General features: G+C 68.5%; 14 protein-coding genes. 10 read left to right on the forward strand and 4 right to left on the reverse strand.

Annotated features, from left to right (window positions below):
* Positions 1-89: 89 nt before the first annotated feature.
* Both Mth01_RS10850 and Mth01_RS10855 read right to left on the reverse strand, forming a co-directional pair.
* On the reverse strand, positions 90-1,262 hold the full coding sequence (locus Mth01_RS10850; RefSeq protein WP_204015371.1) for a homogentisate 1,2-dioxygenase: 1,173 nt from the start codon (positions 1,260-1,262) through the stop codon (positions 90-92).
* Between the two features lie 163 nt (positions 1,263-1,425).
* Complete coding sequence (locus Mth01_RS10855) at positions 1,426-2,124, reverse strand: helix-turn-helix domain-containing protein (RefSeq protein WP_239089552.1); 699 nt, start codon at positions 2,122-2,124, stop codon at positions 1,426-1,428.
* A 125-nt stretch (positions 2,125-2,249) separates the two neighbouring features.
* Here Mth01_RS10855 and Mth01_RS10860 point away from each other — a divergent pair, with 125 nt between their 5' ends.
* The gene (locus Mth01_RS10860; RefSeq protein WP_204015373.1) at positions 2,250-3,623 is read left to right on the forward strand and encodes an ATP-binding protein; all 1,374 of its coding nucleotides are present in this window, start codon (positions 2,250-2,252) and stop codon (positions 3,621-3,623) included.
* 28 nt (positions 3,624-3,651) lie between these two features.
* On the opposite strand, the gene Mth01_RS10865 is transcribed toward Mth01_RS10860, so the two are convergent.
* Positions 3,652-3,855, reverse strand: coding sequence for an EF-hand domain-containing protein (locus Mth01_RS10865; RefSeq protein ID WP_204015376.1), 204 nt, complete (start codon positions 3,853-3,855; stop codon positions 3,652-3,654).
* 269 nt (positions 3,856-4,124) lie between these two features.
* Between Mth01_RS10865 and Mth01_RS10870 the strand changes: the two genes are divergently transcribed.
* The 9 genes from Mth01_RS10870 to Mth01_RS10910 all read left to right on the forward strand — a co-directional run bounded on the left by Mth01_RS10870 (position 4,125) and on the right by Mth01_RS10910 (position 13,156).
* On the forward strand, positions 4,125-4,262 hold the full coding sequence (locus Mth01_RS10870) for a hypothetical protein (protein WP_204015378.1): 138 nt from the start codon (positions 4,125-4,127) through the stop codon (positions 4,260-4,262).
* A 216-nt stretch (positions 4,263-4,478) separates the two neighbouring features.
* Positions 4,479-5,864, forward strand: coding sequence for a cytochrome P450 (locus Mth01_RS10875; protein WP_204015380.1), 1,386 nt, complete (start codon positions 4,479-4,481; stop codon positions 5,862-5,864).
* Positions 5,861-6,748 (forward strand): terpene synthase family protein, encoded by an 888-nt coding sequence (locus Mth01_RS10880; protein WP_204015382.1) that lies wholly within the window; start codon positions 5,861-5,863, stop codon positions 6,746-6,748. The genes Mth01_RS10875 and Mth01_RS10880 overlap by 4 nt, the downstream gene beginning before the upstream one ends.
* Positions 6,745-8,325, forward strand: coding sequence for a prenyltransferase/squalene oxidase repeat-containing protein (locus Mth01_RS10885; RefSeq protein ID WP_239089553.1), 1,581 nt, complete (start codon positions 6,745-6,747; stop codon positions 8,323-8,325). The genes Mth01_RS10880 and Mth01_RS10885 overlap by 4 nt, the downstream gene beginning before the upstream one ends.
* Before the next feature lie 238 nt (positions 8,326-8,563).
* Positions 8,564-10,879 carry a sensor histidine kinase gene (locus Mth01_RS10890; RefSeq protein WP_239089554.1) on the forward strand — a complete coding sequence of 772 codons (2,316 nt, stop codon included), beginning with the start codon at positions 8,564-8,566 and terminating at the stop codon, positions 10,877-10,879.
* Positions 10,876-11,295, forward strand: a complete 420-nt coding sequence (locus tag Mth01_RS10895; RefSeq protein ID WP_204015386.1) for a roadblock/LC7 domain-containing protein — start codon at positions 10,876-10,878, stop codon at positions 11,293-11,295. The genes Mth01_RS10890 and Mth01_RS10895 overlap by 4 nt, the downstream gene beginning before the upstream one ends.
* On the forward strand, positions 11,292-11,699 hold the full coding sequence (locus tag Mth01_RS10900; RefSeq protein ID WP_204015388.1) for a DUF742 domain-containing protein: 408 nt from the start codon (positions 11,292-11,294) through the stop codon (positions 11,697-11,699). The genes Mth01_RS10895 and Mth01_RS10900 overlap by 4 nt, the downstream gene beginning before the upstream one ends.
* Positions 11,680-12,267, forward strand: a complete 588-nt coding sequence (locus tag Mth01_RS10905) for a GTP-binding protein (protein ID WP_204015391.1) — start codon at positions 11,680-11,682, stop codon at positions 12,265-12,267. Before Mth01_RS10900 ends, Mth01_RS10905 begins: the two co-directional genes overlap by 20 nt.
* 82 nt (positions 12,268-12,349) lie before the next feature.
* The gene (locus Mth01_RS10910) at positions 12,350-13,156 is read left to right on the forward strand and encodes a GNAT family N-acetyltransferase (RefSeq protein ID WP_204015395.1); all 807 of its coding nucleotides are present in this window, start codon (positions 12,350-12,352) and stop codon (positions 13,154-13,156) included.
* A 65-nt stretch (positions 13,157-13,221) separates the two neighbouring features.
* Here Mth01_RS10910 and Mth01_RS10915 read toward each other — a convergent pair whose 3' ends face one another.
* Positions 13,222-14,199, reverse strand: coding sequence for an AraC-like ligand-binding domain-containing protein (locus Mth01_RS10915; RefSeq protein WP_204015397.1), 978 nt, complete (start codon positions 14,197-14,199; stop codon positions 13,222-13,224).
* Between the last annotated feature and the right edge of the window lie 318 nt (positions 14,200-14,517).

Below are 14,517 nucleotides of genomic sequence, written 5' to 3' on the forward strand. Positions count from 1 at the left end.
TGGAAGCGATGGGCGAGCCGAGACGTGAGGCCGTGGGCGCCCGCCTGGCGGGCCGTCTCAGTCCCGGGTGGTCTCAGTCACGGGTGGTCTCAGTCACGGGTGGTCCACGTCCAGGCGTAGGCGGGATCCTCGCAGGACAGTGCCGCCGGGCCGAGATCGAGTGGCCGGAACGTGTCGAGCATGACCGCGACCTCGGTGGTCGTCGTGAGGCCCTGCCGTACGGCCTCGACGACCGCCTCCACCGCGCCCGGCTGCGGACCGTGCGTGAAGCCCGCCGGGTGCAGCGAGATCGAGCCGACGTCGATGCCGGACCCCTTGCGCGCCGTGTAGTCGCCACCCACGTAGAACATGAACTCGTCGGAGTCCACGTTGTGGTGGTTGTACGGGATCGGCACGGCCTCGGGATGGAAGTCCAGCGGCCGGGGGCAGAACGAGCAGATGACGAAGCCCGGGCCCTCGAACGTCTGGTGGACCGGCGGCGGCGCGTGCGTCCGCTTCACGATCGGTTCGAAGTCGTGGATGTTGAAGGCGTACGGGTACAGGTAGCCGTCCCAGCCGACCACGTCGAACGGGTGGTTCTCGTAGGTGAGCCGGGTCAGCCCGCCTCTCGTGCGGACCAGGACCGGGACCTCCTCGCCGTTCGCCAGCAGCGGCTCGACCGGCCCGCGCAGATCCCGCTCGCTGTAGGGGGCGTGCTCCAGGAACTGCCCGTACTGCGACAGGTACCGCTTGGGCGGTCTGATGTGCCCCGCCGCCTCGATGACCAGCGCGGTCACCGGGCCCTGTGGCACCCAGCGGTGGATCGTCCCGGTCGGCACCACGACGTAGTCGCCCTCGCCCACGTCCATCGCGCCGTACGTCGACTCGAAGCGCGCCCGCCCGCTCGCGATGTACACGCACTCGTCGCCCATCGAGTCGCGGTAGAGCTCGCTCGGCGTGTCCGTCGCGGCGTACGAGATCCGGACGTCGGCGTTGCCGGCGAGCAGCATCCGCCCGGAGACCAGGTCGCCGGTCGTCGAGAGATCACGGGTGCGGAAGTGGCGCGGCGAGAGCGGGAGGTTGGGCGCGAGCTCGGCAGCCCCCCCGTCGACGGTCTCGGCCTTCACGATCGCCGTGGGCGCGTGGCGGTGGTAGAGGAGCGAGGAGTCCGAGGAGAACCCCTCCTCGCCCATCAGTTCCTCCTGGTAGAGCCCGCCGTCGGGCCTGCGGAACTGTACGTGGCGTTTGCGCGGCACCTCGCCGACGCTGCGGTAGTACGGCATGGCGATCCTCCATAGCCGATGATGTCCGGATATCGGACGCTTGTGTCCCCTATACGTACGACGATCCGTCACCGAGCCACGGATGTCAAACGACGTGCGCGGACCACCTGGTAATTGGGGCGAGCAAGGTTGTCCGGGCGCTGTGGATGACGGCGTGCGCCGGTCACCCGGCAGGCTGAGCGGGCGAGGGCTCCGGCTGGGCGAGCGCGGCTGCGAGGTCCTCGGCCGCGGTGAGCACGAGCGGACCCACCGTCGCCACGTCGAGGTCGGCGAAGCTGACCACGCCGACCGACGCCTCCAGCCACGAGAGGCCCGTGATGGGCGCGGCGATGCCCGTGGCGCCCTCCTGGAGTTGGCCGCGGCTCGTGCGGAGCGGCGGATCGCCGCCGTTCCCCTTGTCGTCGCCGGAGGGGGCGGCCCGTAGTGCGAGCAGCGCCAGTCCGGCGGCGCCGCGGGTGAGCGGATGCCGCGAGCCCTCCCGGTAGGCGAGGTGCAGGTCGGTCCACGACGGCTCGACCACGGCCACGGCCAGCCCCTCGTCGCCTTCGGCGATCGTCAGGTGCGCGGTCGCCCCGGCCCGCTCGGCGAGCGTGCGCAGCACCGGGAGCGCCGTCGCGCGCAGCAGGGGCTGTACGGCCTGGGCCAGCATGAGGACGCCGAACCCGAGATGGACCCGCCCGTCGGCGTCCCGTCTGGCGAAGCCCTCGGCCTGCAGCGTGGTGAGCAACCGGTAGACGACCGGGCGGCTGAGGCCGAGCTCGCCGGCCAGCTCGGTGGGTGTGCGCCCCCCGTGGCCCTCCGCGAGCAGCCGCAACAGCCGTAATCCCCGTTCCAGCGTCTGCGCCGACTCGGCCGCCATCATGTGTCGATTATCCCGCCCACACGGAGAGGGGAGAAGCCTACGTTCGACGTAGCCTACGTTCGACGTAGCCTGTATTCGACGTAGCCTGTATTCGACGTAGGCTACGAGACGTGTAGGTTGTTCTCGTGGGATTCGTCAATCGTACGAAGGAGCTGGCCGCTCTCGAGGACTGGTGGGCGCAGCCGTACCCGCGCCCCGGGCTGATCTGGGGACGGCGGCGCGTCGGCAAGACCTCGCTGATCCGCCGGTTCGCGGAAGGGCGAAGGCTCGTCTTCTACACCGGCGCCGGCAGCGCGCCCGCCTTCGAGCTGGCACAGTTCTCCCGTGAGGTGGCCGCCGCGCTGCCGGACGGGCTCCGGCGACTCGACGTCAACCCCTATCGGGACTGGTACGACGCCTTCGAGCATCTCGCGGCGCAGGCCGAGCAGGAGCCCCTGCTGCTGGTCCTCGACGAGTTTCCCGAGTTGACCGCGATGTCTCCCGACCTGCCGGGCATCATGCGCGCGGTGCTGGACCGCATCCAGGGGCGTACGAAGCTGCGCATCCTGCTCAGCGGGTCGTCGGTACGGGCGATGTGGGAGATGCAGGAGTACCGCGCGCCGCTCTACGGGCGGTTCGACCTCACTCTGCAGCTGCACCCGTTCCGCCCGCACGAGGCGGCGCTGATGCTGCCGAGGCTGTCTCCCGAGGACCGGGCGAGGGTTTACGGGATCGTGGGCGGCGTTCCGCTCTACCTGTCGCTGTGGGACCAGGGCGGTTCGATCGAGAGCAACCTGCTCAGACTGGCCATGCGCCCGGGTGCTCCGCTTTACAACGAGGGCCGGCTGATCCTCGCCACGGAGCTGGGCGGCGGTCACCAGCCGTCGGCCGTCCTGGACGCGATCGCGGCAGGCAGGACCCGGTTCCACGAGATCGGAGACGCGGTCGGCAGTGATCCCACGCGGACCCTCGACCGGCTTGTCGAGCTTCGGCTGGTCGAACGCCTGATCCCGGTGACCGAGGACGAGCGGAAGTCGAGGCGGAAGATCTACCGCATCGCGGACAACTTCCTCGCTTTCTATCTCGGCCCGCTGATGCGGAACCGCTCGAAGATCGAGATCGGGCTCGGCGAGACCATCCTGCCGGTGATCGTCGAAGGGCTCGACGACCATATGGGGGAGATCTACGAGGAGGCATTCCGAGACCATCTGCGGCGTCGCGCGGCCGAGATCGATCCGCGCGTCGTGGCCATCGGTCCCTGGTGGGAGGCCGATGGCCAGAACCAGATCGACGCCGTGGTGCTCAGCGGGCGTGGCCGCGAACCCGTCCTGGCCGGAGAGTCGAAATGGGCCACGACGGTGCAGGCCGGCCGGATCATGCCGAAGCTGATGGCCAAGGCGGCCAGGCTCGTCCCCGATCCCGGCCCCCTGCGGTACGCCATCTGTGCGCGGACCGAGGTGAAGGACGCCGATCCCGAGATCCTCACGGTCACCGCCGCCGACATCTTCAGCCCGGACTGAGCCGCGGCCGGCGACGACGTTCGGGTGGTCAGCGGCCTCGCAGCCAGGTGCTGAACTCGTCGAGGTCGATCAGGCCGTCGCCGTCGGCGTCGACCTTCGAGATCGCTCCGCGCGCACCGTCGATCGTGAGGGGCTCGTCGAGCACCGCCATGAGCCGGACCAACTCGTCGGCGGAGATCCGCCCGTCCTTGTCGGCGTCGATGAGTTCGAAAGTGGCAGCGTATTCGCTCATGCCGTACCTCCACGGGATCGATCGGCGCTGGGGCACACTCCCCGGCCGAACAATCATGCACGAATCGTCCGTGGTTCAGGCGACTGTTCAGGCCGCCGGGCACGCGGGACACGGCCTGGATCTGTACGGCCCCGCGGCCCGGAATGACCGTCCGTTCACCGGACTGACCTGGGCGGACGGAGGTATGTTGCATTCGCCGCCATGCCCTGCCCGCGGTGTGTCGACGGCCGATCGCGGTACCGCTGTTCCACCGGGCCGCGCGAGCGAATATGCTCGGGTCCACTTACGCACGTCAACTGGAGGATGCGGTCGTCATGTACAAGGAGTTCCTCGGCGAGGTCGTGGTGTGGCTGATCCCCGTCGTCGTCCTTGTCGGGCTGGCGCTGCTGGTCGTCAACACCGCGTAGTCCAGTCTTCGAAGAGGGCCGGGCCGTCAGGGCTCGGCCCTCTTTCGCGTGCCCGGGTTGAGATGCCCGGACAACCATCACTTCTCCCTCACCAACCACTCAAACACCGCTGGTTCTCCACAGGTCACCTTGACCGTGACAAAAGTGTCACTTCACCGCAAGATTGATCAATCGGTGTGGATCATGTGATACTTCGCGAATGGCATGATCGTCACCGTGGGGGAGCGAGCCCAGATGTCCCTTGATGCCGTCGTTGACGCCGCCGCCGGGTCGGCCCGTAGCGCCGCCACGCTTCCCTTCTATCGGTTGCTGGCGAAGCACCCGCGAGACCCGGTCAGCGCCTTCGAGGAGGTGGGCCGGCAGGCGGGCGGACAGATCGTCCGGCTCAACATGGGCCCCTTCCGCCCCTATTTGGTGACCCATCCCGACCACGTGCAGCACGTTCTGAAGACGAACCAGCCCAACTATGTGCGCGAGGGCATGTTCTGGGATCCGCTGGCTCCGTTGATCGGTGGCGGCATCCTGTCGGACGGGGAGAGCTGGCGGGAGAGCCGGAAGATCCTGCAGCCGCTGTTCACCGTCAAGTATGTCGACTCGCTGGCCGAGCGGATGGCCGACATCCTGGTCGAGCAGATCGACGAGGTCGTACGGCCCGGCGAGCCGTTCGACATCGTCGGCGGCATCGCCGAGATCGTGCAGAAGACCATCGTGCGGCTGTTCTTCGGCGACAAGATCTCCGATGAGGACATCGCCCGGCTGATCCCGGCCTACGAGGTCGGCGTCACCGCGACGGCGATCCGCCTGGTCCTGCCTTTCGTCCCCGGCTATGTCCCGATGCCCGGCGACCGCGCGTTCCGCCGGTCGATCAGGACGATCGACGACGTGATCTACCCCCGCGTCCGGGCGGCCCGCGAAGACCCGGGCGACGGACTGGACGTCGTTTCCGCTATCGCCCGCGCCCGGCGCGACGACATCGGGCCGGAGGGTGACCGGCGGATCCGTGACGACATGGTGGGCATGCACGGCGCCTCCTCCGAGACCACCTCCACCGCGCTGGCCTGGGCGTGGGTGATGCTGGACGAGCATCAGGACGTCGCTGAGCGGATCTACGAGGAGATCGACGGAACTGTGGGCGATGGTCCGGTCCGGCCCTCGCACCTGCCCGAACTGCAGTACATGCGGAGATTTCTTCAGGAGGTGGTGCGCTTGTACCCCTCGGGGTGGATCCTGCCGCGGCGGGTGCTGGAGACGGACGTCATCGGCGGAGTCACGGTCAAGGCGGGGTCGACGGTCGTGCTCAGCCCGTACATCACCCACCGGCTCGAGGAGTTCTGGGAGCGGCCGCTCGAGTTCGACCCGGAGCGCTTCGCCCCGGGGCGGGAGCGGCGGCACCGGTGGTCCTACATCCCGTTCAGCGGCGGCCCGCACCAGTGCCTGGGACAGCACCTCTTCATGATCCAGGCGCAGTTCCTGCTCGTCAGCATGCTGAGCCGCTACCGCCCGGTACTGCATGCCTCCGGACCGAAGCGGGCGCGTTTGGCCTCCACCCTGAGACCGGGCGGACGGCTCCAGATGACGATGGTCGAGCGCTCCCGGGCATGAATCCACCGGACATGGGCCTCGGCGCCGGGAAATTCTCGGCCGCCGCCGAACTGGGGCGTACATGCGCGCTCGCCGCCAGGTCCCAGCGCGATCTCATCGCCTGCGCCGACGCGTACCGGGAGCTGTTCCCGGTCAGGCCGTTCGATCCGGGGTTCTTCAGCGGGCTCTCACTCGTCGGCGCGTTCGGTTCGCCCTGGGCGACTCCCGAGGAACTGCGTGCGGTCAACCGGGCCTCCCTGTGGATCTTCGCGGTGGACTACCTCGCCGATGTCGTCGCAGGGTCGGCGGCCGAGATCGACGCACTGGTGAGTGACTGCCTCGCCGCCGCCGGGGGTGGCGACGCCGGTCCGCCGATCGCCCGTTTCCTCGCGGAGATCCGCGACGAGCTGGCCGTGACGCCGTCGTTTCCCGTGCTGCACCCGATCTGGCTCGACCAGCTCGCGCGCACGCTGCTCGCCATGGCCGCGGAATGGCGGTGGAAGAGCGGGGGGACGTCGCTCACGCTCGACGAATACCTGGACAACGCCGACGGCTGCGGTTCGTCGTTCGTCAATGTCTCCCACTGGATCGCGACCGGCGATCCCTGGACGCTCGATCACCTCGACGAGTTGCGGGAGGTCAGCGCGGAGGTGCAGCGCTATCTGCGCCTGCTCAACGACCTGGCGACCCATGGCCGGGAGATCGAGTGGGGTGACCTGAACGCGCTGACGCTCGGCGTCGGCCGTGACGAGGTGACCGCACGGATGCGCGAGATCGTCGACCGCTGCGCGACCCTCCTGGAACCCGTCCGGGCCGGCAGTCCCCGTACCGCCGACTACCTGGAACGCCAAATCGGATTCAACACCGGCTTCTACGGCCTCGTGGACTACTGGGGTGAACTTTGAGCTCAACGGATCTCATCCTCGGAGCGCAGATCGACGTGACCGCGGCCGCCGACGAGTTGGTGCGCGGTCTCATGCTCCAGCCCTGGGGGCAGGTGTCGCCGTCGGTCTACGAGACCGGCAGGCTGGTGACTCTCGCCCCCTGGCTGGTGGGGCACCGTGACCGGGTGGCGTATCTGACCGGGACACAGCACCCCGACGGGGCATGGGGGGCGCCGGACGGGTACGCCCTGGTACCGACCCTGAGCGCCACCGAGGCCCTCCTCTCCGCCCTCATCAGAGGAGACGACTGCGGTCTGGCGGCGGAGGTCCTGATGGAATCGGCTGTGCGCGGGCTGCACGCGCTCACCCGCCTGCTGGCGGAGTCCGAGGCCGTCCGCCTCCCCGACACGCCCGCCATCGAGATCATCGTCATGTCGCTCGTCGCGCTCGTCAACGCGCACCTCGATGTCCTGCCCGGCGCCGGGATCGAGCGCCTGCCGCTGCCCGCGGGGCTCAGCGAGGCGCCGCTGACCATGATCAGGCGGCGGCTCGAATCGGGGGAGACCCTCCCGGACAAGCTCATGCACGCACTGGAGGTGGGTGGCCGGGCGGCCGCGGGCGCGCCCGCCGTGTGGCCGACCGCGGCGGGAACGATCGGGGCCTCGCCCGCCGCGACCGCCGCGTGGCTCGCCGTCGGCGATCCGCCCAATCCGGGCGATCCGGCCCGCAGGCACCTGGAGGCGGTCGCGCTGCGCTATGGCGGGCCGGTGCCCGTGGGTCTTCCGATCACGGTGTTCGAGCGCGGCTGGGTGCTGAGCTGGCTGGGCCGCGCCGGGATCGAGTTCCACGTCCCGCCCGAGATGCCGGCCGACCTCGCGGCGGCGATCGGTCCGGCCGGCACCCCGGCGGGTGCGGGGCTGCCACCGGACGCCGACACCACGTCGGTCGCGCTGTACGCGCTCTCGCTGCTCGGCATGCCGTACGAGCCGGAGAGCCTGTGGGCATTCGAGACACCGACGCATTTCTGCACCTGGCAGGGCGAGGAAGGGGCGTCGGTCAGCGTAAATGCACATGTTCTGGATGCATTCGGACATTTCGTGAGGACGCGGCCCGGCCGGGCCGAAGGCTATGCGGCGGCGATCGGGAAAGTGGCGGCCTGGCTGCGTGAACGGCAGTGGGCCGACGGGAGTTGGGACGACCGCTGGCACGCGTCGCCGTACTATGCGACCGCCTCCTGTGCGCTCGCGCTCGGCGAATTCGGCGGTGCGGAGTCACGGGCGGCGGTGCGGCGGGCCGTGCGGTGGATCCTGGACACCCAGCGCGAGGACGGCTCGTGGGGTCGATGGGGCGGCACCGCCGAGGAGACGGCGTACGCGATGCAACTCCTGCTGCTCGTCGGTGGGGACCACCCGGTGACCGAGGCGGCGGCGCGGGGTTACCGCTACCTGCGGCGGGTGGCGGACCCCGGCGAGGGGCCGCCGTTGTGGCACGACAAGGACCTCTACGTCCCCGTGGCGGTCGTCCGGGCGGCCGTGCTGGCCGCCCTGCACCTCGCGCAGAAGAACCCACGTGTTGTCGAGATCGCCTGTCAAGGGTGATCCTCCCAGTGTAAAATCAGAAGCCATGCTCATAAATTCGGACATTTCCCCCTAGGGTGCGCGATTGAGGTAATTTCGGACCCTTTGCTAAGGTGTCCGTAATGTGGCGCGTTAAATAGACAGAGCGGCACTTGCCGCTCTGTCAATTGGGCTATCGTTAATAGCCGGGAAGCGTGCCGTTCATGACTTTCCTACTTTTACCTGGGTGGTACTGTTTATGCGCTTCCGGAATTCGCGCGTGCGAACCAAGGTCGCGGCTCTGCTGGTGTCTCTCACAGCGCTGTGGGCGTTCGCGGCCTGGGTCACGCTCCGGGAGGGCACGAACCTTGTGTGGGCCGCCACGATCAACAGTGACGTCGCCCAACCGGGCGATCTGCTGGTGCTGGACCTGCAGCGCGAGCGCCGTCTGTCTCTGACCCGGCTCGGCGATCCGGCACGGTTGCCGCGCAAGGATCTCGACGACCAGAGGGCCCGCACCGACAAGATCGTCGCTGAGTTCTCGGAGTCGGCCCGGAGCGACAACGTCAAAATGGCGGCCGACGACGTGCTCATGTCGCGCATCAACGAGACGATGCGGCGGCTGGACGGCCTGGATGACATCCGCGCCGCCGTCGACAGCGGGCGGTTCGACCTGACCCGGGCCGATGGCGCCTTCACCGACATCATCGATTCCTTCTACCACCTGTACGACTCGGTCGCCGAGCTGGACGACGCCACCGTCGCAAGGGACGGTCGCACGTTCGGCAGGATGAGCCGAGCGCGTGAGGTCCTCGCACGGGAGGACGCGCTGCTCGCGGGCGTCCTCGCGGCGGGGCGGTTCAGCGAGCAGGATCACCAGCGGTTCACCAGGCTTGTGGCGGTCCATCGGTTCATCCTCGACGAAACCGCGGGGCAGTTGCCCAAGACGGACCAGGCGGCGTACGAGAAGTGGCGTAAGTCGCCGCAGGTGACCACGTTGCGCAACCTGGAGGACCAGCTCGCCCGATCTGGTCAGGCCGGTCGCATGCCCTTCGTCACCGACGCGCAGTGGCGGGCCGTCTCCGATCCCGCGCTGGCAGGACTGCAGAAGATCATCGGTGACGGAGGCGAAAGGCTGGTGGAGCGGGCCGGGGCGGTCGCCGTCAGCGTGATCATCCGGCTGGTGCTGGCCGGCGGGCTCGGGCTGGTCGCGGTCATCGCGTCCATCGTCCTGTCCATCACCACGGCACGCGCCCTGGTCCGGCAGCTCGAGAAGCTGCGCACGGCCGCGATGGAGCTCGCCAACGAGCGGCTGCCGGGCGTGGTCGCCCGGCTCGCGCAGGGCGAGAAGGTCGACGTCCGCACCGAGGCGCCGCCGCTCAAATTCGGCAAGGACGTGATCGGCCAGGTGGGCACCGCCTTCAATAAGGTCCAGGAGACCGCGATCCGCACCGCCGTCGAGGAGGCCCAGCTCCGGCAGAGCATCCGCGACATCCTGCTCAGCCTCGCCCGGCGCACGCAGTCGCTGGTCCACCGACAGCTCACGCTGCTCGACGTGATGGAACGGCGCGAGTCCGAGCCGTCCGAGCTGAAGGACCTGTTCCGGGTCGACCACCTCGCCACGCGGATGCGCCGCAACGCGGAGAACCTCATCGTCCTGGCCGGCGCGTCGCCGGCGCGGGCCTGGCGCCGATCGGTGCCGATGGTCGACGTCGTGCGCGGCGCCCTCGCCGAGGTCGAGGACTTCACCCGTGTGACAGTGCCCCCCATGGGGGAGACCGCGCTGTCCGGACGGGCCGTCGGCGACGTGATCCACCTGCTCGCCGAGCTGATCGAGAACGCGGTGTCGTTCTCCCCGCCGTACACCACGGTGCAGGTCGGCGGCCAGGTCGTGGCCAGCGGCTACGTGATCGAGATCGAGGACCGCGGCCTGGGGATGAGCACCGAAGACCTGGCGGCCGCGAACGAGCGGATCTCGAATCCGCCGGAGTTCAACCTGACGAGCACGGCCAGGCTCGGCCTCTACGTGGTCAGCAGGCTGGCCGAGCGGCACGGCATCCGGGTGGCGCTGAAGGCGTCGCCGTACGGCGGAACCACCGCGATCGTGCTGCTGCCGCGCGACCTGGTCACCGAGGGCGGGAGCGACCCGTCCGACGAGGCGACGGATCACAGACGTGGTCCCCTGCAGGAAGGGGGCGCCCGTGAGACCGCGCTCGTGGGTGCGCCCGAGGTGTTCGCAGCACCAGTCCAGGAGGTGGTTTCCGTACCGAAGCGTGCCCCAGAACCACAGCGGCCCGAACCACAGCGGCCCGAACCACAGCGGTCCGGACCGAAGCTGAGCGAGCCGGCCGGTGCCGATGTGCCGAGGCCGGAGTCCCCTGCCTCGTTCACCCCGTCCGGCCTGCCGTTCCGCGTGCCGCAGGCGAGCCTGGCGCCGGAGTTGGCCGCCGGGCCTCCGGCGTCGCTCGCCGACGAGGACGACGAAGATCGATCGCCGGACGAAATCAGAAAGATCATGGGCTCGTTCCAGTCGGGCACCAGACAGGGCAGATCCGAGGCGGCGAAGCTGCTGGATGAAGGGGGGGACGACCAGTGACGCAGCAGACGGGCACGTCCGCCGATCTGGCGTGGTTGCTCGACGATCTCGTCGACCGGGTCCGGGAGGCCGAGCACGGCATCGTCCTGTCCAGGGACGGCCTGCTGCTGGCCTCCTCGCGCGGACTGCGCATCGAGGACGCCGAGCACCTGTCCGCCGTGGCCTCCGGGCTGCAGAGCCTGGCCCGGGGCGTCGGCGAGCGGTTCGACGGCGGCACGGTCAGGCAGACGATCGTCGAGATGAAGTCGGCCTACCTGCTCGTGACCGTGGCCGGACAGGGCGCCTGCCTCGCCGTACTGTGCAGCGGTGACGCGGACGTGGGCCTGGTGGCCTACGAGATGGCCATGCTCGTCGCCCGTGTGGGGCAGTACCTCACCTCGCCGGCCCGTACGGTGACGAGAGAGGCGCGTGGATGAGCGGCAACGAGTGGGGCCCGGGTGAATGGGGTGCGGGTGAATGGGGTGCCGACGACGACCGGCTGTTCGACGCCCCCACCATCCGGCCGTACGTCATCGCTCGTGGCCGCACCGAGGCACAGGATCGGTTCGATCTGGTCGCGCTCGCCGTGACGATCCGTCCCACCACCGGGCACGAGGTCGGTCTCGATCCCGAGCACCAGGCGATCGTACGGCTGTGCCGCAGGCCGCTGTCGGTCGCGGAGATCGCGGCGCACCTGGACCTGCCCGCGGGGATCGTCCGGGTCCTCCTCGGTGACCTGTTCGATCGGGGCTTCGTCGCCGTGCAGCAGCCGCAGCCGGAGATGGACGTGCTCGACGAGAGAATGTACAAGGCGGTGCTCGATGGCCTTCGGGCGCTCTGATCCGCCCAAGATGCCGAAGGCGATCAAACTGTTGATCGCCGGCGGCTTCGGGGTGGGCAAGACCACGATGGTGGGCGCGGTCTCCGAGATCCGGCCGTTGCGGACCGAGGAGGTCCTCACCGACCGCAGTGTGGGCGTCGACGACCTGGCCGGGGTGGAGTCCAAGGCCACCACCACCGTGGCGATGGACTTCGGCCGGATCAGCATCGGCGACGAATTCATGCTGTATCTGTTCGGCACGCCGGGCCAGGAGCGGTTCTGGTTCGTGTGGGACGAGCTCGCCCGGGGCGCGCTCGGCGCCGTGGTGCTGGCGGACACGCGACGACTGGCCGACTGCTTCCCGTCCGTCGACTATTTCGAACGGCGCGGCACTCCGTTCGTCGTCGCGGTCAACTGTTTCGACGGCGCACCGGTCTTCGAACTCGACGAGGTGAAGCTCGCGCTCAATCTCGGTGCGGACATTCCCGTCATGCTGTGCGATGCGCGCCGGCGCGAGTCGGGCAAGGAGGTCCTGATAACGCTGGTCAAACACGCGTATCACAGGCGCCCAGCAACGCCCGTCGGGTGAGGCTCACCGCGGGTGCGATGAAGGGCTGAGCGCCCCTGGTGTGCCGTATGGGAGGATTGTCCCATCAGCGCGGGGGGTGGCGATGACGGTTCCGACCATCCGTGTCGCGGAGGACGCGGACATGTCCGGTGTACGCGGCGATGTCGGAGCGCATTTCGAGCTCCTGACCAAGTGGCCGGAGACGCCGGATTTCCTGGACGCGGAACGGGCGTACGGAACGCTGTGCGTGGGCGAGGTCGGCGGCCGGATCGTGGGATTCGGCGGGACGTTGCGCCGGGGTTCACTGACGCACCTCGGCGACCTGTTCGTGCTTCCCGATCACCAGTCAACGGGCCTGGGACGGATGATTCTCACCCGGCTGCTGCCCCGGGACCTTCCGAAGATCACCTTTGCCGCGAACAACGCCCGCGCGTTCGCGTTGTACATGCGGCACGGCATGCGGCCCCGGTGCCCGCTGCTCTATCTCGAGGGCCCGTTCGAGGGCGGGCCCCCCGCCGCCGTGGAGGTCGGCCCACAGGAGGCGGCGGCCCTGGACGCCAGGATCTCCGGGGGCGACCGTACGGAGTGCCTCACCTGGTACGCGGGGCTGCCGGGAGCCGGGGTACGGCTCGGTCACGGCGGATACGCGTTCACCCGGATGATCGGCGAAACGCTGGTGATCGGACCGGCGGGGGGTGAAACGCCGCAGGACAGCGTGGACGTGATGCTGCGGACGATAGCCGCGCATCCCGGTGCCGAGCTGATCCAGGTGGCGGTGCCGGGCGTGCATCCGCTTCTGCCCATGCTGCTCGACGCCGGCTGGCGGATCACCGCCATGGACACGGTGATGACCAGCGAGGAGGGGCTCGTCCAGCTGGACCGCTACCTTCCGCACCCCGACCTCGGCTAGAGATCGTCTGTCACATACGGATCTCCGGGAGCCCGAGGGCGAGTCTCTCTCTGGTTTCCCACCCTTTACGAAACGGACATGGATTGGAGAATACGGGTGCGATATTCGATGGGAGACTCGCCGTAAGCGGCACGGAATGCCCGGCTGAAGTGCGCGGCGTCGCCGAAGCCCCAACGAGCTGCGATCGCATGGACTGGACGCGTATGGTGCCGCGGGTCGGCCAGGAACCGCCGGCACTGCTCCAGACGGGACCGTCGGATCCAAGCTGACAGCGTAACGCCCTGGCCATCGAAGATTTTGTATAGGTAGCGCAGCGAAATTTGGTGCGCTGCGGCGATGGTTTCCGGGCTCAGGTTCGGATCGCCGAGTCGCTGGCGGATGTAGTCCCGAATCTGTGCCTGCCGCAGGAGCTTTCGAGATTCCGGAGGCTTCCCGCCATTGCCGGTGAGGCGATGGGACAGCACAGCGGATAACAGGTCAACCGTGACCGAGGCCACTGTGTCGGTGTCCTGTGCGCTCAACTCGCCAGCTTGCTGACCGAGTCCGACCAGCCACCGAGCGAACACGCCACCCAGTCCGCGGCGGCAGGAAAAGGGCACAGCCGCCAGGTGGTCGGCGATGTTCGACGGCAGAGGAAGCCGTTTCCGAGGGATCTGGAGAACCACGGCCGTGGTGGTGCCCGAAGTACAGGCCCGCCAGCCCTCGAAAGGGCGAGAGGTGTCGATCAGGGTGAAGTTGTCGGCGGTGAGCACCGTTTCCCGCCCCGCTTGACGGATCCCTGTCTCGCCTTGGAGAACGAGGTGGATTTGCAAGGCTTCCGGATCGCGCTGCCGGATCAACTTCGCGGACCTTCGCACGGTCACCGATGGGTGCGCAAGCGTGGCGATCTGCATACCCCCCAACTCCATGGCCTGAGTCCGGGCGCGGAAGGTCTCTCTTTGCTCAGTGTGCACCCAGGAAGGGGTAAGGGCATTCCCGCCATGTTCGAGCCAGCTCGGGAACCGGTCCCGCGCCGGCAGATGTTCGGTGTCGAACTCGCTCACCAACAAGATCGTCCCCCGTCTCTCTTCAGATGACGCTCTCTTCGGATGATCTAGGATCGAAGATCCATTTTCAACCGGATTCAAGCTTGTCAGCCTCGTTTACTCAACCCTGGATATACCTGCCAATCTGGGTTTGGGGTCACATGTACCCTCTTGTCCGATTTTTGGTTACCGGGCCCACGAAGGGCGAGGCGAGTGCGCAGATGGTCAACTGGTGGGCATAAGACATCAAAGACATGCCGCTCGTCGAGCGGCAGGATTGCGATCTGAGCGGGGGGGCTCGGGAATCGGTTTCCTATTCGAGAGAACTCCGAGCAG

The sequence above is a fragment of the Sphaerimonospora thailandensis genome, from assembly GCF_016863115.1.
GTDB classification, from domain to species: domain Bacteria; phylum Actinomycetota; class Actinomycetes; order Streptosporangiales; family Streptosporangiaceae; genus Sphaerimonospora; species Sphaerimonospora cavernae.

Bases quoted from the DNA above. Each gene is read 5' to 3' on its own strand.
- Mth01_RS10905 (WP_204015391.1), top strand. From the start codon at position 11,680: ATGGCCTTCGGGCGCTCTGATCCGCCCAAGATGCCGAAGGCGATCAAA.
- Mth01_RS10870 (WP_204015378.1), top strand. From the start codon at position 4,125: ATGCTCGGGTCCACTTACGCACGTCAACTGGAGGATGCGGTCGTCATG.
- Mth01_RS10865 (WP_204015376.1), bottom strand. From the start codon at position 3,855: ATGAGCGAATACGCTGCCACTTTCGAACTCATCGACGCCGACAAGGAC.
- Mth01_RS10855 (WP_239089552.1), bottom strand. From the start codon at position 2,124: ATGATGGCGGCCGAGTCGGCGCAGACGCTGGAACGGGGATTACGGCTG.
- Mth01_RS10910 (WP_204015395.1), top strand. From the start codon at position 12,350: ATGACGGTTCCGACCATCCGTGTCGCGGAGGACGCGGACATGTCCGGT.
- Mth01_RS10900 (WP_204015388.1), top strand. From the start codon at position 11,292: ATGAGCGGCAACGAGTGGGGCCCGGGTGAATGGGGTGCGGGTGAATGG.
- Mth01_RS10850 (WP_204015371.1), bottom strand. From the start codon at position 1,262: ATGCCGTACTACCGCAGCGTCGGCGAGGTGCCGCGCAAACGCCACGTA.
- Mth01_RS10880 (WP_204015382.1), top strand. From the start codon at position 5,861: ATGAATCCACCGGACATGGGCCTCGGCGCCGGGAAATTCTCGGCCGCC.